Below are 19,332 nucleotides of genomic sequence, written 5' to 3'. Positions count from 1 at the left end.
CGAGCGGATCGCGTTACTTTAAATAGCAACACAAAGGGTAAGCTCACGAACAAAAAGTGGGACTAAGATAAATTTTCTTCGAGGGGAAGTAAAATCCTGTGTGCATTCATTCGACAAAATCATTGTAAATCGACTGAATTTCTTCCTGGAAAAAACCACGATAGAGCAGATAGCGCTGAACCTTAGCCTTTTCTTTCCATTCAACAGGTAAAACTTCACTAAATTTACGCTGCGCGATCTCTTTGGCAAGTAAACACCAATCTATTTCACTGATTTCAAAAGCAGCCTGAATGAGTTCTTTATCAACTCCCTTTTGTATCAATTCAGAACGGATACGCTGTGCGCCATATCCTTTACGACTACGACTCTTAATGTAACTGGCCGCAAAGCGGGAATCATCTAACCAATTATGTTGGTAGCAATAAGCAACAATTTGCTCAATAACTTTCGGATCAATCTCTGCGGCAGGTTCGCAATCCCCACTACCAGTGCGTTTTCCCCAATTTCCTTTTGCCGAAAATGGTTGTGCAGCAAGCTTGCGACGCAGTTCAGATTCACTATGATCACGTTGGGAGAGGAGTCTCATGGCACGGCTTAATAGGTCATTCATAAATATCCTTTTTACTTGAGCCGCAGCAGTGTTAGCGACACTTATTACTCAGCCTATCCGTGGCCTCACCACTGCAAACTTATTCAATTCAGTCTCCAACGCTAATTGTCTATAAGAAGCTGCCCCTCATTACTGACTGATATATTCATTCGTTTGTAGACTTGCTGCCACTTCGATTATGTTGGATATGAACATAAATTCAGATTGTTGCGCACACCAGGATTGACTAAAACGGATACATCATTTACTAAAACGGCCCACGTATTAGGTGAGCCGCATGTTAACTACTTAATTTACTAATCAGGCCGATGGCCTTACAAATTAAAACTCTTCGCTGGTTTCATCTGCTTCATCAGCAAGTACTGCTGTGGCTACAGGTTGTTCGCCATTACCGCCATTGAGAAGCATTTCACGCAATTTCTTATCCAACTCAGCGGCAACCGCTGGGTTTTCTTTTAAGTAGTTACTGGCATTCGCTTTACCCTGACCAATCTTGTCACCGTTATAGCTATACCATGCACCAGCTTTCTCAATCAGTTTGTGTTTAACACCCAAATCAACCAATTCGCCATTAATATTGATTCCTTCACCGTACAGGATCTGGAATTCAGCTTGTTTAAATGGTGCTGCGATTTTGTTTTTCACCACTTTAACGCGAGTTTCACTACCCACAACCACATCACCGTCTTTTACTGCACCAATACGGCGAATGTCCAAACGCACGGAGGCATAAAATTTAAGGGCATTACCACCCGTCGTGGTTTCTGGGTTACCAAACATAACGCCGATTTTCATACGGATCTGGTTAATAAAGATCAATAAGGTATTAGCGTTCTTTAGGTTACCTGCCAACTTACGCATCGCCTGGCTCATCATACGTGCCGCGAGGCCCATGTGAGAATCACCGATTTCACCTTCGATTTCAGCTTTTGGTGTAAGTGCGGCTACGGAGTCAACGATAATGACATCAACTGCACCAGAGCGAGTCAACGCATCACAGATTTCCAGGGCTTGCTCACCCGTATCTGGTTGAGAACACAGCAAGTTATCAATATCTACACCTAATTTTTTGGCATAAATCGGGTCAAGTGCATGTTCAGCATCGATAAATGCGCAAGTTTTGCCTTCACGTTGTGCGGAAGCAATAACCTGTAAAGTCAGTGTTGTTTTACCTGATGATTCTGGGCCATAAATTTCAACAATACGCCCCATTGGCAGGCCACCAGCCCCCAATGCGATATCAAGAGAAAGTGAACCGGTAGAGATGGTTTCAACATCCATTGAGCGGTCTTCGCCAAGGCGCATGATAGAGCCTTTGCCGAATTGTTTTTCAATTTGGCCCAGTGCTGCTGCTAACGCCTTTTGTTTATTCTCATCAATAGCCATTTTTACTCCCTCTCTGGGATGCAGGATTGCCCCTATCATCACCACTGAATGTTGTTTTGTGCAGGAAATTACCACTAATTATACTGTACAATCATACAGTATCAAGACTAATTTTGCAGAAAATCATCTAATAGTGTTTGTAGTGCGAAAACAGCTGCTTGCAGCCTGACCTCGTCACGATCACCGGGAAAAATTTGTTTTGTAGCACTGACCTGACCGTCGCGCGTAGCAAAAGCAAACCACACGGTACCGACTGGCTTCTCTGCTGTGCCGCCATCAGGCCCGGCAATCCCGCTGATCGATACCGAGAAGTCCGCACTAGCTGCATGCAATGCGCCCTGTGCCATTTCCTGGACAACAGCTTCACTAACAGCACCGTATTGTGCCAATGTGCTTTCTTTTACACCCAGTAAATCATGCTTTGCCACATTGCTGTATGTGACAAAGCCACGGTCAAAATAGGCTGAACTGCCCGCAATATCCGTCAAGGCTTTGGCGACCCAGCCGCCAGTACAGGATTCAGCACAGGTCACCCAAGCACCTCGGGCCTTTAACTTATGACCAATTGCAATACTGAGCTGACGTAATTGTTTCTCGCTCATTGTTGCCCCTTACTCTTATTAAATCTTCTGGTGCTGATAGTAGCACTTCTTTAGCCCGTAACGGCAACCACTGTCAGTTATGCGAAACGCCTCGCAGGGTACAATGAAAAAAAGCGCTTTCTCTAACAAAGCTTTACCTCAGAGGCTCAGCTGTTAGTATCAAAATAAAGAAGATGCGGCTGGTAATATCAGTGGTACCGGTAATTTATCCGGAATGATGAACTAAGGACGTGGCAGTGAAAAAAATTCTTAATGCCTTCTTCCCCCTCTATAGCGCAACCGTGTTGATGTTATTGGGTTCAGGTTTATTGACCACCTATATCTCGTTACGGTTGACCGCCATACATGTGTCTGGCGCATTAATCGGGGCAATTATCGCCGCAAACTATATTGGGTTGGTTATCGGAGGCAAGGTAGGCCATTTCCTGATTGCTCGGGTGGGCCATATACGCGCCTATGTAGCCTGTGCAGGTATTATTACGGCAGCGGTCTTGAGCCATGGGCTTACGGAATACATCCCTGCCTGGGTGGTTCTACGCTTGATTATTGGCCTGTGTATGATGTGCCAGTTTATGGTACTGGAAAGCTGGCTTAATGATCAGGCCGAGTCCAATCAGCGCGGTACAGTATTTGGCTTTTATATGGCGGCAACCTATGCCGGTATGGCATTAGGCCAGGTGGTATTAATGCTTCAACCTGAATTAGGTTTAAGCACACTCATGATTATTGCTTTGTTCTTTGCTCTTTGTCTTGTGCCGGTTGCACTGACAACTCGCAGTAATGCCCAGCAGATGTCACCAGCCCCCATGGAGCTGAAATTCTTTATCAGCTCAATCCCCAAAATACTGGCTTCAACATTAGTCATTGGCATGATTGTCGGTTCGTTTTATGGCCTGGCACCGGTCTATGCCAGTTTACAATCGCTTTCAACGCAAGAAACTGGTTTGTTCATGGCGTTATCTATTTTTGCCGGATTGGTTGCTCAACTCCCACTCAGTTGGTTGTCCGACCGCTATAACCGCACACTATTGCTCCGTATTAACGCATTATTGCTGGCATTGACTGCACTGCCGCTGGCGCTGGTGCCTCATATCTCGTTTCATTTTTTATTGGTTTTAGGCTTTATAGTCAGTATGTTGCAGTTCACCCTTTATCCGTTGGTCGTTGCGTTAGCCAATGACCTGATTGCCCCAGAGCGGCGAGTTTCTTTAGCCGCATGTTTACTGATGTCATTCGGGGTAGGCGCGAGTATCGGCCCACTTGCTGTGGGGGCGTTGATTGCACCGCTGGGAGGCAATATTTTGTATGCGTTCTTCTCACTGTGCGGTTTAAGTCTGATAGCATTCAGCCGAACGATTAAACAAGATCAAGACGAATTTGTTAACGATGCTCCGGTGCCACATATGGCAATCCCCGACAGCTTGGTCAGTTCGCCTTTATCTCCAGCACTAAATCCCAGTTTTGATGAACAACTGATCCACGACATTATGCCGCCCCCCGATCAATCTGAAGCAGAAAAGGAACCCACAGAAAACCCACCTGAGGGTAATTCTCAACAGTAATAATACTGGTGATGGCATGGGGAGTGACGGCAAGAAAAGCAGTAGCAGGTCACAAACGCGTCGATTGAGGAAAACATTAGCTAAAACAACAAAGAAGAACACGGAGAAAAGGTGTTTTTAATAAGAAAAACCCATCAGAAGATGGGCTTGAAGAGATGAGCTTGTTCAGTGATATATCTCAACCACTGCTGGAGTTACCTGCAATTCATGTTGCCAATGGGTAAGTGTCAGAGTGGCTAACTCGGCCAACCCTTGATAAAACGGATGCCCCGCAGCAGACTGCTGCAAAGCTAAATAACGATACCCCCATGGCAGTAAATGATCTGCCAGTAACTCGGGTAAATCAGCAGGTTGATGTTCTGCCAGCCAGGCGGCCATCATGAGCATTAAACCGAACTGATCCTCCGGTTCTCCCTGTTCCAATGTGACTTCTACATGCTTTTGCGCCATCCAGTTACGCAGTTTTAGGGTGGAGTCGCCAAATAACACAATTTCTTTATCGAGATAGACGGAGCCCCAAGGTGGCGCGGGCAAAGCATAAGGGCCAATAAACAGCCGCTGCCAGGCTTCTTCTCGTGTTTCTTCACCTGCCGATTGCGCCAATAAAGCCGCAATTGGCAGCAATTGTTCTTCAGATCCATAAGGCCACTGTGCGGCCCATGAGCCATTGCTCAATTGCGCCACAATATCACTGCATTCAGGGCTATCTGGCTCACAATAAAACAATATACCTAAGACTCGCCCCGTCAGTTCAACCTGCTGATAAATCATGTCATTCCCACCGTCATATGCAGCCCATAAAACACGCCACGGCCAATCAATTCAGCAATAATAATCAATAACATGGCAAAAATCATTCCGAGAGTCATGGGCGCGCGCCCTCGGATTAACGGGCAAATCCAGCATCCCAACCCCAATACCAACAATACCAAGCGCCAGACCATCAAGGTGCCATAATGAGGAATAAGCTCGGAAGCTTGCTGTACTGAGCTGTAAATCAGCGGCAAACTCGCCGCCTGCATAATGACACTGGCGATACTGATAATCAGCGCCAATACACTGATCATCGGCAATTGCAGCATTGCTCGCCCATGAATATCAGCCAATTGCAGCAGCAGATAACCCAAAATCGGCCCGCCGATAAAGACGGTTAGCACAAAACTCAGCGGAGTATAAAGATTATCCCACGTCGGAACCGTATCAATGGAATAAACCCGGCACATGGCATAAACGAATACCACGCCCAACATCATCGCCACCACTAGCCAGATCTTACCCAGTACAGCGGGCATCTTATCCAATACGGCCAGTAACCAGTAAAAACCCGCTACGGCAAAGAACAGCGAACCGGCCGCTATCTCATTGCTCAGTGCTGATTCTCCGATGCGATTTAATGAGTTGAATGCCCGCATCGGCGAGCCAAGGTGCAGCGTCGAGGCGATAAAGGCCAGCGCCATTAGCACCCACAAGACAAACATACTGCGGTGAACCCGCTGTTGCTGCCCGCGGCTCAAGCCGCCAAATAGCAGTGTCAGCCCCAGGACAATAAAGCCCCCGACCACGCACTGCCCCAGTACTGTAAAGACCATTAGTGGCCATTCATGCCATCCCATACCCATGTTATACCTCCTTCGGATTTGCCAGATGACCGGTGGTATCTCTGACCGGGCGGCTGTTGGCATTTGGTTTCACGACAATATTCGGTAAGGTAAAATGCGCGGCTGGCAGTGGTGCGACTTCGGCTAACTCACCATATTTCTCTCGCAATTCATCGATAGGGGCCATATCCAGCGCCCGCAATGGACAGGAATCAACACATATCGGTTTTTTACCTGCTGCCACTCGCTCGTAGCAACCGTCACACTTAGTCATATGCCCTTTTGCTTCGTCATATTGCGGTGCACCGTACGGGCAAGCCATATGGCAGTAGCGGCAACCAATACAAATATCCTCGTTCACCACCACAAAACCATCATCGCGCTTATGCATCGCGCCACTCGGGCACACTTTGGTACAGGCGGGATCACTACAATGGTTGCAGGCGATAGACAGATAGTAAGCAAACACATTCTGATGCCATGCACCGTTATCCTGCTGCCAGTCACCTCCGGCATATTCGTAAATGCGCCGGAAACTGACATCAGTTGATAAGTTTTTGAAATCCTTGCAAGCCAGTTCGCAAGTTTTGCACCCCGTGCAGCGGCTGGAGTCGATGTAAAAACCATATTGCGTCATCAGTTAGCTCCTTAAGCCTTGGTTACTTGAACGAGGTTGGTATGGGATGGATTCCCTTTCGCCAACGGAGAGGGGCGCTGTGTGGTCAATACGTTAATACTGCCGGCCCTGTCGATGCGGTTTTTATCCGGGCTGTACCACGCCCCCTCCCCTAGCGCCACCACACCTGGCATCATGCGCGGTGTGACTTTTGCATCAATTTGGACTTCACCACGGCCATTGAAGATCCGCACAAGATCGCCATTTTTGATGTCGCGCTCTCTGGCATCGAGTGGGTTAATCCACATTTCCTGGCGGCAGGAAGCTTTTAGTACATCGACGTTGCCATAAGTCGAGTGAGTTCTGGCTTTGTAATGGAAGCCGGTGAGTTGCAATGGATATTTCTGGTTTAACGGGTCGTCAAAACTCTCGAAACCCGCGGCGTACACTGGCAATGGATCAATAATATCGTCCGGCTGCAACTCCCAAGTGGCGGCGATTTGTGCCAATTCGGCAGAGTAAATTTCGATTTTTCCCGATGGAGTCGTTAACGGATTAGCCAAGGGATCGGCGCGGAATGCTTTATAGGCAACATGGTGCCCTGCCGGATCGCGCTTTTTAAAAATGCCCTGCTCGCGAAACTCCTCGAATGAAGGCAACTCAGGAATAGCCTGTTGTGATTGCTGATAAAGATGGCGCAACCAACCTTCCTGCGTGCGTCCTTCAGTAAATTGCTGCTCAACCCCCATGCGTTTTGCCAGCTCACTGGTCATTTCATAGATGTTTTTGCATTCAAAGCGCGGTTTGATGGCCTGATCAGCAAAAATCACATAGGCCATATTGCCGCTGGAAGCATCAAGGCAGAAATCCATCTGCTCAGAGGCGGTGCAGTCTGGCAGGATAATATCGGCATATTGGGCTGACGAAGTCATGTGGTTATCAATGACCACAATCATTTCGCATTTTTTATCATCTTGCAGAATGTCATGGGTGCGGTTGATTTCAGCATGCTGATTAATCAGGCAATTACTGGCGTAGTTCCAGATGAACTTGATTGGCACGTCCAGTTTATCTTTGCCTCGCACCCCGTCGCGGGTGGCGGTCATTTCTGGGCCGCGCTCAATGGCATCAGTCCACAAGAACATTGAAATACTGGTTTTAACCGGGTTTTCCAAAGTCGGCATACGGACAAACGGCAAGCTATAGGACCCCTCACGCGCACCTGAATTACCGCCATTGATCCCCACGTTGCCCGTCAGGATCGCTAGCATGGCAATGGCACGGCTGGCCGTTTCACCATTGGCATGGCGCTGTGGCCCCCAGCCTTGCGCAATATAAGCGGGCTTGACCGAGCCGATTTCGCGCCCCAATTTAATAATTTTCGCCGCCGGAATACCGGTGATGGCCTCCGCCCATTGCGGTGTTTTAGCGGTTTCATCCGCACCTTGCCCTAAAATATAGGCTTTATAATGGCTATTTTTCGGCGCACTTTCCGGTAGCGTTTTCTCGTCATAGCCAACACAGTATTTATCGAGGAACGGCTGATCCACCAAATTCTCACTGATCATCACATAAGCTAGCGCAGAAGCGAGTGCGGCATCCGTCCCCGGTCGCAGCGGGATCCATTCATCCTCACGACCGGCGGCGGTATCGGTATAACGCGGGTCAATCACAATCATCTTGGCATTGGATTTCTCCCTTGCCTGCTCCAGATAATAAGTCACACCACCGCCGCTCATCCGGGTTTCGCCGGGGTTATTACCAAACAACACCACCAGTTTGCTGTTTTCAATATCTGAAGGACTATTACCGTCGGCCCAGCCGCCATAGGTGTAATTCAGGCCAGCAGCAATTTGTGCTGTGCTGTAGTCACCATAATGATTGAGATAGCCGCCACAGCAATTCATCAACCGAGCCAATAAGGTGGAACCCGGCGGCCACGAGCGGGTCATGGTGCCGCCCAGTGTACCCGTGCCGTAATTCAGATAGATGGCTTCGTTTCCATATTCCTTGATGATGCCTTTCATGCTGGCGGCGAGGGTATCAAAAGCCTCATCCCATGAAATACGTTTGAACTTGCCTTCCCCGCGTGCGCCGACACGTTTCATCGGGTATTTCAACCGGTCAGGGTTATACACCCGGCGGCGCATGGAGCGGCCACGTAAACAAGCTCGCACTTGGTGCAAACCTTCAAAATTGTCGTCACCGGTATTGTCGGTTTCAACGTATTTAATTTCATCATCAACCACATGCATGCGTAATGGACAGCGGCTGCCGCAGTTAACGGTGCAAGCGCTCCATATCACTTTGCCATCATTAGCCGGGTTTATAGCAGATTGAACCGCGCGGGCAGTGCGCGAAAAGGGTAACGAAAATGCCCCAGTCGCCACGGCGAGGCCGCCGATAAGAGTGGTTTGGACTAGTTTTCGGCGAGAAACTTCTGCCGTAAACAGCCGGGATTCATTGGTCTCTTTCATAAGATGCCCACTTGGTTGCATTCCAGAAAATAGATAACACCCCAAGGGATGGAATCCGATTAATTCAAAAAAATGAGTAATTCAGCGGGAGGGAGATTAAGACTGAGCGCAGTGGCCCAATGACAGCAATTGTTATAATTAGGATAATAAATAGCCCGTCCCGCACCAGCAACCCTACCTCTTTTGAGTGGGGCGGGAGTTGTTTGGTATCAATAAAGCTCTGAGGATGACGTTATCTCCATGGCTTTATGGCCAATTTGTGACAGACACCCTTATTTATAGAATGGGTCATTGAACCCAAAAGCGCGGATCAACAGGTAGAGTTTAGCGGTGCTATAGCCAAAATAATGGGAGTTGTAGGCAGGCGGCAAGCGAATGAATCCCGATGAGCTTACTGAAGTCAAGTGATTCGGGTGAGTGAGCGCAGCCAACAACCCTGCGACTTCAAGTATGAAAGATATGTACTGGCGGTCAGCCAGTGTCCCACCAACGTCCTGCCAAAACCATCGATAAGTGCGGAAAATGAGACCCACCCTTTATTAAGGAGCTGGAGCCGTCGCCTCGCGTTAACAATCTATAGTAAGATCATCGCCAAAGTCAGAGTTAAAAAAATATCGACTTGGCTCAGCTAATGGTTCCACTAACGATTGTTTCTGTTATCGAACACTTTCGCTAACAGATGTTGAATGTGAGAAAAATATGTCAAACAAACCGTTCCACTATCAGGATCCCTTCCCACTAAAGGAAGACGATACTGAGTATTACCTTGTCAGTAATAATCACGTCTCGGTTACACAGTTTGAAGGCCACGACATTCTGAAAGTCGAGCCAGAAGCCCTGACCCTCCTCGCCCAACATGCTTTCCATGACGCTTCATTCTTGCTCCGCCCCGCGCACCAAAAGCAAGTCGCCGCTATTTTGGATGACCCCGAAGCCAGCGAAAATGACAAATATGTTGCCCTGCAATTCCTGCGTAACTCAGAAATTTCGGCCAAAGGAATTTTACCGACCTGTCAGGATACTGGCACCGCCATTATCCAGGGCAAAAAAGGTCAACGCGTCTGGACTGGCGGTAACGATGCCGAAGCCCTGTCGCGCGGCGTGTATAACACTTTTATTGAGGATAACCTGCGCTACTCGCAAAACGCGGCGCTGGATATGTACAAAGAAGTGAACACCGGCACCAACCTGCCAGCGCAAATCGATCTGTACAGCACCGAGGGCGAAGATTACAAATTCCTGTTCGTCACCAAAGGTGGCGGCTCAGCGAACAAAACCTATCTGTATCAGGAAACTAAAGCGCTGCTGTCACCGGGTAAGTTGAAAGACTATCTGGTTGAGAAAATGCGCACTTTGGGTACGGCGGCTTGCCCACCATACCATATTGCTTTTGTTATCGGCGGCACCTCGGCTGAGAGCACGCTCAAGACCGTCAAGCTGGCCTCCACCAAATATTATGATGGCCTGCCGACAGAGGGGAATGAGCACGGGCAAGCTTTCCGCGATGTTCAGCTTGAACAAGAATTATTGGCAGCCGCGCAAGACTTAGGTCTGGGCGCACAATTTGGCGGTAAGTACTTTGCTCACGATGTGCGCGTGGTTCGCCTGCCACGCCACGGTGCATCTTGCCCGGTTGGGATGGGAGTTTCCTGCTCTGCTGACCGTAATATCAAAGGCAAAATTAACCGCAAAGGTATCTGGCTGGAAAAACTGGAGCAAAATCCGGGGAAATATATCCCTGAGCATCTGCGCAACAGCACTGAAGGCAAAGTGGTCAAAATCGACCTTAATCGCCCGATGGCCGATATCTTAAAAGAGCTGTCGCAGTATCCGGTTTCTACCCGCTTGTCATTGACCGGAACTATTATTGTTGGCCGCGATATTGCCCATGCCAAATTAAAAGAGCGGCTGGATAACGGCGAAGGTTTACCGCAATACATTAAAGATCATCCGATTTACTACGCGGGGCCAGCCAAAACACCAGAAGGTTATGCTTCCGGCTCACTCGGGCCAACCACGGCGGGCCGCATGGATTCTTATGTGGATCTGCTGCAATCCCACGGCGGCAGCATGATCATGCTGGCGAAAGGGAACCGCAGCCAACAAGTGACGGATGCTTGTCACAAACACGGCGGTTTCTATCTGGGCAGTATCGGCGGCCCTGCGGCGGTGTTGGCGCAAAATAGCATCAAAAGTCTGGAATGTGTGGAATATCCTGAATTGGGGATGGAAGCCATCTGGAAAATTGAAGTAGAAGATTTCCCGGCCTTTATCCTGGTGGATGATAAAGGTAATGATTTCTTCCAACAGATTCAGGCAGAGAAATGTAACCGCTGCGGTTAACAGTAAAAGCCAACCTCGGTGATTTCGCCGGGGTTGGCTTTATGAGAAATGAAAAGATGACAAATAAAAATCTTACCGATAAAAACAGACAAAATATTGAATAAACTTTAAGCACTCCACTGGTGCAATTTATTAACCTCCACCGCCATATTCCACAAGTTTTTCCTGGCTAATCTCACCGCTTTGCTCTTCCTCACCCGCCGTTAGCGCTTGCGCATTAATGAGCTATTTTCGTGCAACAGAAAGCCCTGATTTAGTGCAACGATTTTCAATTTTACTATTTGATTTTTATTGAAAATTCTTCGTTGACAACCACTCGAAATGCTTTTTATAGTGGCCATGACTTCTCCGCAAGAACGCCAACGTTGTCGGCTTGTGGTTATGGCAATAGAGCCCTCGCAATGTCATCTGACTTTGCCGGGCTTTTTTTTTGGCTTTTTTTCAGACCCACTTTTTAACCAATGCCGGGGTACTTATGTTCAGAACAAAATGGTCCAAAATAAAGTGTCATCACACCACGCTGTCAATTGCGCTGGCAGCTGCATTTGCCGTGTCCTACTCAGGTATGGCGATGGCGGCAGAAACACCGGTGAAAATCGGTTTATTGGAAGATGCATCCGGTAACTTTGCCTTACCGGTGATTCCCAAAATTCATGCCACAGAGCTGGCTGTAGAAGAAATTAATGCCAAAGGCGGCATACTCGGACGCCAAATCGAGCTGGTCAAATACGATACGCAATCCGATAACACCCGCTTTCAACAAATGGCTCGTCGCTTAATTAAAAATGACAAAGTGGATGTGATATTCGGGGCATTTTCCAGTGCCTCGCGCGAAGCTATCCGCCCAATAATGGATCGCGAAAAGCAGCTCTATTGGTATAACAATCAGTATGAAGGCGGGGTGTGTGACTCTAATGTGTTTGTCACCGGTGCCGTGCCTGAACAGCAATTCTCCACTTTGATCCCGTGGATGATGGAGAAGTACGGCAAAAAAGTTTACACCATTGCCGCCGACTATAACTTTGGGCAAATCTCGGCTGAATGGGTGCGCAAAATTGTCGAAGAAAATGGCGGCACCATGGTGGGCGAGGAGTTTATCCCGCTGAGTGTTTCACAATTTGGTCAAACCATTCAAAACATCCAGAAAGCCAAACCTGATTTCGTGATGACCTTGCTGGTCGGAGCCAATCAATCCTCTTATTACGAGCAGCAAGCGGCGGCAAAACTGAACTTACCTATGGGCAGCTCGGTGAGTGTCGGCCAGGCTTATGAGCACAAGCGCTTTAAAGCTCCGGCACTGAAAGATATGTATATCACGGCTAACTACATTGAAGAGGTGGATAGCCCCGCCAGCAATGATTTCAAACAGCGTTTCCATGCCAAATTCCCGAATGAGCCTTACATCAATCAGGAAGCAGCCAATGCTTATGATGCAGTTTATCTGTACAAAGCAGCCGTAGAAAAGGCGGGCAGTACAGATATGGACGCAGTGCGTAAGTCACTGGAAAGCGGTGATATTTGTACCGATGGCCCCTCAGGAAAAGTCTGTATCGATCCGAAAAGTCATCATTTGAGCCACACCATCTATCTGGCTCATGTGAAAGACGACCACTCGATCGAAATCCCGAAAGTGTGGACGGACATCAAACCTTATTGGTTGGGTGAAGCGGGTTGTGATTTGCCGGTGAAACCTGATAACAGCCAATACACCCCATCATCTCCACCGAAAAAAGCCTAAATAGAGTCATTTTGTCGGGAAGTGGCCGCCTCAGGCGGGCTTCCCTGTGTTCTCCATTTTCAATGGTGTCAATCAGGACACCCAGGATTGCCAAACAATGTTAACGCTATCCTTTCTCTATTCGGTGATTTATCAGTTTGGCGATAACTTCGCCTATCTGGTGCTGGCAGCACTGGGGCTGGCGGTTATTTTTGGCATGATGGGCGTGATCAATCTGGCGCACGGCGAATTCATTATGTGTGGTGCTTATGTCACCATTCTGATGAATAAAGCGGGCTTGCCTCTGCCTTTTGCCATGCTGGCCGGCACTTTGGCGGCGGCGTTCTTCGGCGGTGTAGTCGAGCGCCTGGTGGTGCGCCATCTCTATGGCCGTTTGTATGATTCCGTGGTCGCCACTTGGGCTATCAGTTTGATTGTACAGCAAAGTATGTTGCTGATTGCCGGCCCGTCACTGGAGGGGTTGTCGACACCTTTCGGCTCTTTCACCCTCGGCGACTACTCGTTTGCCACTTACCGTGCATTACTGCCCTTCTTCGCCATTGCCATTTTAATGGTGCTCTATTGGCTATTTTTCCACACCAATTACGGTGTTTGCGCCAGAGCCACCATTCAAAATGCCCGCATGGCTTCTTGTTTGGGTTTGGAAACTGACCGGATTTATACCCTGACATTCGCGCTAGGGGCTGGGCTGGCTGGATTAGCAGGGGCCATTTATGCCCCAACACTGACCGCCGTCCCCACCATGGGCAGCAGTTTTATCGTGCAAGCCTTTGTTTCGGTGGTTGTGGGGGGCGCAAATGTACTTGTTGGCACCATTCCTGCAGCGATTGCATTAGGCGCAATACAAACTGGGCTGAATTCCTGGTATGGGCAATTAGCCGGGCAAGTTGGCTTATTGGTTACCGCCGTCTTGGTTATCCGCTTATTACCTAACGGTATTGGCAGCCTGTTTACCCGTAACCGCTAGGAGCTGCATGTGACAACAACTTCTGTTCATTTATCGGCGGCAAAACAACGCACGCCGTCCACCACTCGGCTGGCTGCGCTGCTTATTCTGGCGGGCGCTCTCGCCCTGCCGTTGGTGGTCGATAGCGCCATGATCGGCGACTTTTCCTACTTCCTCCTGTGGACATTCTGTGCCATCGGGTTGGCGGCAATGTGGGGGCATGGCGGCATTTTATCTTTCGGGCAGACCGCCTTCTTTGGCCTTGCCGGTTACACCTACGGCGTGATGACGTTGAATTTCGGCGATGGTGTGCTCTCCACCTGGTCGGGCTTGATTATGGCCTTGCTGGTGGCCGCTGCGGTGGCTGCGGCACTGGGTTACTTGATGTTTTACGGCGGAGTGACCGGCATTTTTATCGGCATCGTGACCCTGTCTTTCACTCTGGTGCTGGAAACTTTTATGTCGCAGACCGCTGGCCCGCAATGGACTATCGGCAGTGCGCGACTGAATGGTTTTAATGGCATGTCCGGCATGCCGCCACTCTCCCTGCCGTGGTTCGACGGCAAATTGCTGGCACTGGAAGGTAATGCCTTTTACTACCTGATTATTCTGCTGCTTGCTGGTGTTTACTGGGGGGTTCGGCGGTTATTGCGCTCTAATTTTGGCCTGACACTGGCCTCTATCCGCGAGAACCCGCGCCGGGCAGAAATGCTGGGGATTGATATCCGCCGCTACCAATTACTGGTGTTTGTGCTCGGCGGTGTGCTCTCCGGGTTATCCGGTGCGCTGTATACCTTATGGGGTTCTTATATCACGCCGTCCTCCATGGGGCTGACCGCCGCCGCAATGCCAGTTATTTGGGTAGCGACCGCCGGGCGTAAAAATATTTTTGGTACTGCGGTCATCACCGCCCTGCTGGTGTGGCTATCCCAATGGCTGGCTATTTACGGCAGCGAATACGCCATGATTTTGCTGGGTGCCATTTTGCTGTTTGTGGTGCTAGCCGCGCCCAACGGCCTCTTGCCTTGGTTGGCGGAGAAAATCACCCGTTGGTCTGCCGCTCGTCAGAAAAAAGGGGAATCGCTATGAATCAAACAGCGCAAGATTTAATCCTCGAAACCCGTGGGCTAAGCAAACGCTTTGGCGGTATTCAGGTTATCAATCAAGTTGATTTGCAAATCCGCCGTGGCGAAGTCCGCTGTGTGATTGGCCCGAATGGCGCGGGTAAAAGTACCTTTTTCAAATTGCTGACTGGCGAACATACGCCAAGCGATGGGGATATCCGCTTCTTTAATCGGCGGCTGAATACTCTGCCGCCCTTTCAGCGCATTCGCATGGGCATGAGTATTAAGTTTCAGATCCCCGGCATTTTCCCGGAACTGACTGTTGAGCAACATTTACAGTTATCACTCAGTCACTTACGCCCAGAAGTTCGCTCGCAGGCGGTCAGTGTCGATGAGCTATTAGAGCGCTTTAAGCTCAGCACTGAATATCACCAACTGGCCGGTAATTTATCTCACGGCAAGAAACAGTGGTTGGAAATTGCCATGGCGGTGTCGCTACAGCCCACTCTGCTGATGCTTGATGAGCCAGTCGCCGGTTTATCTATCGATGAAACTTATCTCACCGGCGAACTTATCAAGCAGATGCAAAATGATGGCCTGACGCTGATGGTGGTAGAGCACGACATGACATTCGTGCGGCAAATAGCTTCACAGGTCACCGTCCTGCATGGCGGACAAGTTTTTGCTGACGGCAATGCCGCCGAGGTGCTGGCGCGCGAGGATGTGGCGGATATCTATTTGGGGAAAGCGGTATGAATAACGTGGTTTTGCAAATAGAGGGGCTGACTGGCGGTTATGGCGGCGGGCAAGTGCTCAATGGCGTCGTGCTGCAATTGCACGCGGCAGAAGTCTTGGGGTTGATTGGCCGCAATGGCGTGGGGAAAACCACCTTAATGCGCACGTTGATTGGCGCAGTTCCGGCGAAAAAAGGGCAGATTTTGTTAGGGGAAATTGACATCACCCAGGCCTCGCCGCAGCGCCGCGCCCGGTTGGGGATTGGCTATGTGCCGCAAGGGCGGGAGGTATTTGCGGGCCTGACGGTGGCAGAAAATCTACAAGTCGGCATGCAATTTGTCCGTGAACACCGCGAGTTTGCCAAAGACCTACTGGAGCGGGTACTGGATTACTTCCCGATTTTGCGTCAAAGACTCAAACAAAAAGCCGGCACCATGAGTGGCGGCGAGCAACAACAGTTAGCTATCGCCAGAGCCTTGGTCGGATCGCCAAAAGTGTTATTGCTGGATGAACCTTCTGAGGGTGTTCAGCCCTCTATCGTCAACATCATTGCCGACACTTTAGTGCGCATTGCCCGCGAGCTGCATGTGGCGGTGATTCTGGTCGAGCAGGATATCGCGATGATCCAGCGGGCCGCGCAACGTTGTGCGGTAATGGATAAAGGCCAGGTGGTAGAAAACCTTTCACAACAACAACTTGCTGATGATCTTTTAATGCGTCGTCACCTGGCTTTGTAGCCGGATACCCTAATTACGTGGAGAATTGCTAATGAAATGGCTGGAAGAATCAATCATGGTCAAACGCGGTGTCGGTGCGGGACGTAAACCGGTAACCCACCATTTGACGGAAGAGATGCAAAAAGAGTTTCACTACACTATCGGCCCTTACTCAACGCCGGTGCTGACCATTGAACCGGGCGATCGGGTGATTGTGGACACGCGAGATGCTTTCGAAGGGGCGATTAGTTCGGAGCAAGATATCCCAAGCCAACTGCTCAAAATGCCGTTTCTCAACCCGCAGAATGGCCCAATCATGGTCAATGGTGCGGAGAAAGGCGATGTTATTGCGGTCTATATTGAATCCATGTTACCGCGTGGGGTTAACCCGCACGGCATCTGCGCCATGATCCCGCACTTTGGTGGGCTGACCGGCACCGACTTGACCGCCATGCTCAATGACCCGCTGCCGGAAAAAGTGCGCATGATTAAGCTCGACAGTGAAAAAGTCTACTGGAGCGAGCGCCATACCCTGCCCTATAAGCCGCATATCGGCACCCTGAGTGTGTCGCCAGAAATTGACTCTATCAATTCTCTAACGCCGGATAATCACGGCGGGAATATGGACGTGCCGGACATCGGGCCGGGCAGCATTACTTATCTGCCAGTGCGCGCCCCCGGCGGCCGCCTGTTTATTGGTGATGCTCATGCTTGTCAGGGGGATGGCGAGATTTGCGGCACTGCGGTGGAGTTCGCCTCCATCACCACCATCAAAGTGGATTTGATTAAAAACTGGCAACTCTCCTGGCCACGGATGGAAAACGCCGAAACCATCATGAGTATCGGCAGCGCACGCCCATTAGAGGATGCCACCCGCATTGCTTATCGTGACCTTATTTACTGGTTAGTGGCCGATTTTGGCTTCGAACAGTGGGATGCCTACATGCTACTGAGCCAATGCGGCAAAGTGCGGCTGGGCAATATGGTTGACCCGAAATACACCGTCGGCGCGATGCTTAACAAAGAACTTTTAGCGTAATAATCCCTACCCCTCGGCATACGCCGGGGGGTTATGCGCATTCGCACAATCATCCTTTTAATAGTGAAAGCAGGTGCCTATGAGTTCAGATATCCCGGTCAATATTGGCTTGCTCTACTCTTTCAGTGGAGTGACGGCGGCACAAGAGTTGTCGCAATGGCGTGGGGCGACACAGGCGATTGCTGAAATTAACCACCATGGTGGCATCAACGGCAGGCCGCTGAATGCGATTCATTTTGACCCACAATCTGATGATGCGCAGTTCCGTGCTTTGGCCGAGCAACTCATTGTCGAACATGAGGTTAATGTGATTTTTGGCGGCTATACCTCCAGTAGTCGCAAAGCTATGTCGCCGATTGTAGAAAAATATCGGCGGCTGCTGTTCTATTCGCAACTGTATGAAGGTTTTGAATTTTCTGACAATATTTTCTATGGCGGTGCTGCGCCCAATCAAAACTGCGTACAACTGGCGGATTATTTAACTGGGCAGTTTGGCGCGCGCGTGTATTTGATTGGCTCGCGCTATATTTACCCCTACGAATGTAACCGCAACATGCAGGAGCTAATTCTGCAACGCCATGATGGTGCGGTTATCGGCGAGCGCTACCTTGATCTGAATGCCCCTTATGAAGCTTTCTTGCCCATCATTGAGGAAATAAGCAAAAAGCAGCCAGATTTCATCTTTAGCACTGTGGTGGGACAAACTGTCCCTTTCTTGTATCAAGCTTATCAGGCCGCGGGGCTAGATCCTGCCCGTATGCCTATTGGCAGCCTGAATACATCAGAAACAGAGATTGCCATTATGGGGGCGGAAGTGGCACAGGGTCATTTCAGTTCAGCCCCTTATTTCCAAAGTATTGGCACCCAAGCCAATCAATCAGCACTCAAACAATTTCATCAACAGTTCGGGCCGGAACTCACCACCGACATGAATTGGGAAGCCACCTACAGTCAGGTGCATTTATTCGCCAAAGCTATGGCGGAGTGCGGCAGTGACCATATTTATCCGCTTTCTGCCGCCCTGCGCGGGAGCCAGTTTGATGCGCCACAAGGCCGCATTCGTATTGATCCGCTGAATCAACATACTGGGCTTTATCCGCGCATTGGTATGGCGAATGAAAGTGGGCAATTTACTATCGTGCAGGAATCTCGCCGCATCGTCGAACCCGACCCCTATATGACCCACCAGATTCAGGGCGATTGGGTCACCAAACTCACGACAGTGGGGTATCCACATGCGACCTAGCGATAGCAGAATCAGCCCAACCGCCCTCTTACTCAGCCGCGGAGTCCGCTGTGTCGTGTTACACCCCGACGACGATGATGGCGAAACGCTGACTAATCATTTGCGCCGGATGGGGTTTAAAGTTCAAGCTTTCTGGCCCATTCCCGAACAACTCCCCGCCGACACTGATTTAATTTTCTATGCATTACAGTCAGATAACCCAGAACCGGATGTTTCCTGGTTCGCTCCCAACAAACATGCTCTGATAGCGGTTATCGCCTATGAAAACCCCACATTTATTGACCAAGCACTCAAAATGGGCGCGGATACCACAATCACTACCCCCCTGCGCGCCTCCGGTTTGCTATCGGCGATGGTGTTTGCTTTGCACCATGCCCAACAGCAGCGACAGATGAGTGAACGTATTGAGCGGCTGGAGAAAAAAGTGCTGGGAGTCCGCCAGGTCAGTGAGGCCAAAGCCATCCTGATGCGGATGCACAGCATTGGTGAAGAACAGGCCTACGAGATCCTGCGCCATCAGGCCATGGACAAACGCATTACCGTCGAAGAGATTTCATGCGCACTGATTCAGGCCAATGATATTTTCTCCTGGACCACCCCAGGAGCCGCCAACAACCGGAAAAACTGAGTTTCGATTATTCGGAGCCACCCCAA

At 49.7% G+C, this 19,332-nt stretch carries 17 protein-coding genes; 10 read left to right on the top strand and 7 right to left on the bottom strand.

Translation table 11 applies throughout. From position 1 onward, the window contains the following. Positions 1–106 precede the first annotated feature (106 nt). The 3 genes from recX to pncC form a co-directional block, all read right to left on the bottom strand. Positions 107–610, bottom strand: a complete 504-nt coding sequence (gene recX, locus DXZ79_RS04615; RefSeq protein ID WP_004389188.1) for a recombination regulator RecX — start codon at positions 608–610, stop codon at positions 107–109. A 321-nt stretch (positions 611–931) separates the two neighbouring features. Beyond that, positions 932–1,996 carry a recombinase RecA gene (recA, locus tag DXZ79_RS04610; RefSeq protein ID WP_038635844.1) on the bottom strand — a complete coding sequence of 355 codons (1,065 nt, stop codon included), beginning with the start codon at positions 1,994–1,996 and terminating at the stop codon, positions 932–934. A 107-nt stretch (positions 1,997–2,103) separates the two neighbouring features. After that, positions 2,104–2,598: a nicotinamide-nucleotide amidase gene (gene pncC / locus DXZ79_RS04605; RefSeq protein WP_050292242.1), complete on the bottom strand. Its 495-nt coding sequence runs from the start codon at positions 2,596–2,598 to the stop codon at positions 2,104–2,106. 236 nt (positions 2,599–2,834) lie between these two features. Between pncC and DXZ79_RS04600 the strand changes: the two genes are divergently transcribed. Continuing rightward, positions 2,835–4,160: an MFS transporter gene (locus DXZ79_RS04600; protein WP_032819236.1), complete on the top strand. Its 1,326-nt coding sequence runs from the start codon at positions 2,835–2,837 to the stop codon at positions 4,158–4,160. A 165-nt stretch (positions 4,161–4,325) separates the two neighbouring features. Here DXZ79_RS04600 and dmsD read toward each other — a convergent pair whose 3' ends face one another. The 4 genes from dmsD to dmsA are packed head-to-tail and all read right to left on the bottom strand — an operon-like array spanning position 4,326 to position 8,851. Continuing rightward, entirely contained in the window at positions 4,326–4,931 is a 606-nt protein-coding gene (dmsD, locus tag DXZ79_RS04595; protein WP_038635851.1) for a Tat proofreading chaperone DmsD, read from the bottom strand. Continuing rightward, positions 4,928–5,779 (bottom strand): dimethyl sulfoxide reductase anchor subunit family protein, encoded by an 852-nt coding sequence (locus DXZ79_RS04590; protein WP_038635854.1) that lies wholly within the window; start codon positions 5,777–5,779, stop codon positions 4,928–4,930. The genes dmsD and DXZ79_RS04590 overlap by 4 nt, the downstream gene beginning before the upstream one ends. Before the next feature lies 1 nt (position 5,780). After that, positions 5,781–6,398, bottom strand: coding sequence for a DMSO/selenate family reductase complex B subunit (locus tag DXZ79_RS04585; RefSeq protein ID WP_032819231.1), 618 nt, complete (start codon positions 6,396–6,398; stop codon positions 5,781–5,783). An 8-nt stretch (positions 6,399–6,406) separates the two neighbouring features. Further along, positions 6,407–8,851 carry a dimethylsulfoxide reductase subunit A gene (gene dmsA / locus DXZ79_RS04580; RefSeq protein ID WP_038635857.1) on the bottom strand — a complete coding sequence of 815 codons (2,445 nt, stop codon included), beginning with the start codon at positions 8,849–8,851 and terminating at the stop codon, positions 6,407–6,409. 699 nt (positions 8,852–9,550) lie between these two features. On the opposite strand from dmsA, the gene fumA reads away from it, so the two are divergent. From fumA to DXZ79_RS04530, 9 genes are all read left to right on the top strand, one after another. Continuing rightward, positions 9,551–11,194: a class I fumarate hydratase FumA gene (gene fumA, locus DXZ79_RS04570; RefSeq protein WP_038635860.1), complete on the top strand. Its 1,644-nt coding sequence runs from the start codon at positions 9,551–9,553 to the stop codon at positions 11,192–11,194. 571 nt (positions 11,195–11,765) lie between these two features. Continuing rightward, positions 11,766–12,932, top strand: a complete 1,167-nt coding sequence (locus DXZ79_RS04565) for an urea ABC transporter substrate-binding protein (RefSeq protein WP_172667624.1) — start codon at positions 11,766–11,768, stop codon at positions 12,930–12,932. Between the two features lie 97 nt (positions 12,933–13,029). After that, a complete protein-coding gene (locus DXZ79_RS04560; protein ID WP_038635863.1) occupies positions 13,030–13,899 on the top strand; it encodes an ABC transporter permease subunit in 870 nt (289 codons plus the stop codon). Positions 13,900–13,908: 9 nt separating this feature from the next. Further along, positions 13,909–14,967, top strand: a complete 1,059-nt coding sequence (locus tag DXZ79_RS04555; RefSeq protein ID WP_038635865.1) for a branched-chain amino acid ABC transporter permease — start codon at positions 13,909–13,911, stop codon at positions 14,965–14,967. Further along, positions 14,964–15,698, top strand: a complete 735-nt coding sequence (locus DXZ79_RS04550) for an ABC transporter ATP-binding protein (protein ID WP_038635870.1) — start codon at positions 14,964–14,966, stop codon at positions 15,696–15,698. Before DXZ79_RS04555 ends, DXZ79_RS04550 begins: the two co-directional genes overlap by 4 nt. After that, on the top strand, positions 15,695–16,414 hold the full coding sequence (locus tag DXZ79_RS04545; protein WP_038635872.1) for an ABC transporter ATP-binding protein: 720 nt from the start codon (positions 15,695–15,697) through the stop codon (positions 16,412–16,414). Before DXZ79_RS04550 ends, DXZ79_RS04545 begins: the two co-directional genes overlap by 4 nt. A 31-nt stretch (positions 16,415–16,445) precedes the next feature. Beyond that, positions 16,446–17,432 (top strand): acetamidase/formamidase family protein, encoded by a 987-nt coding sequence (locus DXZ79_RS04540; protein WP_038635875.1) that lies wholly within the window; start codon positions 16,446–16,448, stop codon positions 17,430–17,432. Positions 17,433–17,511: 79 nt separating this feature from the next. Next, positions 17,512–18,678 carry a transporter substrate-binding domain-containing protein gene (locus DXZ79_RS04535; RefSeq protein ID WP_038635878.1) on the top strand — a complete coding sequence of 389 codons (1,167 nt, stop codon included), beginning with the start codon at positions 17,512–17,514 and terminating at the stop codon, positions 18,676–18,678. Next, positions 18,668–19,306, top strand: coding sequence for an ANTAR domain-containing response regulator (locus tag DXZ79_RS04530; RefSeq protein WP_038635881.1), 639 nt, complete (start codon positions 18,668–18,670; stop codon positions 19,304–19,306). Before DXZ79_RS04535 ends, DXZ79_RS04530 begins: the two co-directional genes overlap by 11 nt. Positions 19,307–19,332 lie beyond the last annotated feature (26 nt).

Source organism: Yersinia rochesterensis (assembly GCF_003600645.1).
Classification (GTDB): Bacteria; Pseudomonadota; Gammaproteobacteria; order Enterobacterales; family Enterobacteriaceae; genus Yersinia; species Yersinia rochesterensis.
Note: the sequence above shows the minus strand (reverse complement) of the source record. Positions and strands in the feature narration are given on the sequence as shown.

Bases quoted from the DNA above. Each gene is read 5' to 3' on its own strand.
- dmsD (WP_038635851.1), bottom strand. From the start codon at position 4,931: ATGATTTATCAGCAGGTTGAACTGACGGGGCGAGTCTTAGGTATATTG.
- DXZ79_RS04540 (WP_038635875.1), top strand. From the start codon at position 16,446: ATGAAATGGCTGGAAGAATCAATCATGGTCAAACGCGGTGTCGGTGCG.
- DXZ79_RS04590 (WP_038635854.1), bottom strand. From the start codon at position 5,779: ATGGGTATGGGATGGCATGAATGGCCACTAATGGTCTTTACAGTACTG.
- DXZ79_RS04565 (WP_172667624.1), top strand. From the start codon at position 11,766: ATGGCGGCAGAAACACCGGTGAAAATCGGTTTATTGGAAGATGCATCC.
- dmsA (WP_038635857.1), bottom strand. From the start codon at position 8,851: ATGAAAGAGACCAATGAATCCCGGCTGTTTACGGCAGAAGTTTCTCGC.
- pncC (WP_050292242.1), bottom strand. From the start codon at position 2,598: ATGAGCGAGAAACAATTACGTCAGCTCAGTATTGCAATTGGTCATAAG.
- DXZ79_RS04560 (WP_038635863.1), top strand. From the start codon at position 13,030: ATGTTAACGCTATCCTTTCTCTATTCGGTGATTTATCAGTTTGGCGAT.
- recX (WP_004389188.1), bottom strand. From the start codon at position 610: ATGAATGACCTATTAAGCCGTGCCATGAGACTCCTCTCCCAACGTGAT.
- DXZ79_RS04550 (WP_038635870.1), top strand. From the start codon at position 14,964: ATGAATCAAACAGCGCAAGATTTAATCCTCGAAACCCGTGGGCTAAGC.
- DXZ79_RS04530 (WP_038635881.1), top strand. From the start codon at position 18,668: ATGCGACCTAGCGATAGCAGAATCAGCCCAACCGCCCTCTTACTCAGC.
- DXZ79_RS04545 (WP_038635872.1), top strand. From the start codon at position 15,695: ATGAATAACGTGGTTTTGCAAATAGAGGGGCTGACTGGCGGTTATGGC.
- fumA (WP_038635860.1), top strand. From the start codon at position 9,551: ATGTCAAACAAACCGTTCCACTATCAGGATCCCTTCCCACTAAAGGAA.
- recA (WP_038635844.1), bottom strand. From the start codon at position 1,996: ATGGCTATTGATGAGAATAAACAAAAGGCGTTAGCAGCAGCACTGGGC.
- DXZ79_RS04535 (WP_038635878.1), top strand. From the start codon at position 17,512: ATGAGTTCAGATATCCCGGTCAATATTGGCTTGCTCTACTCTTTCAGT.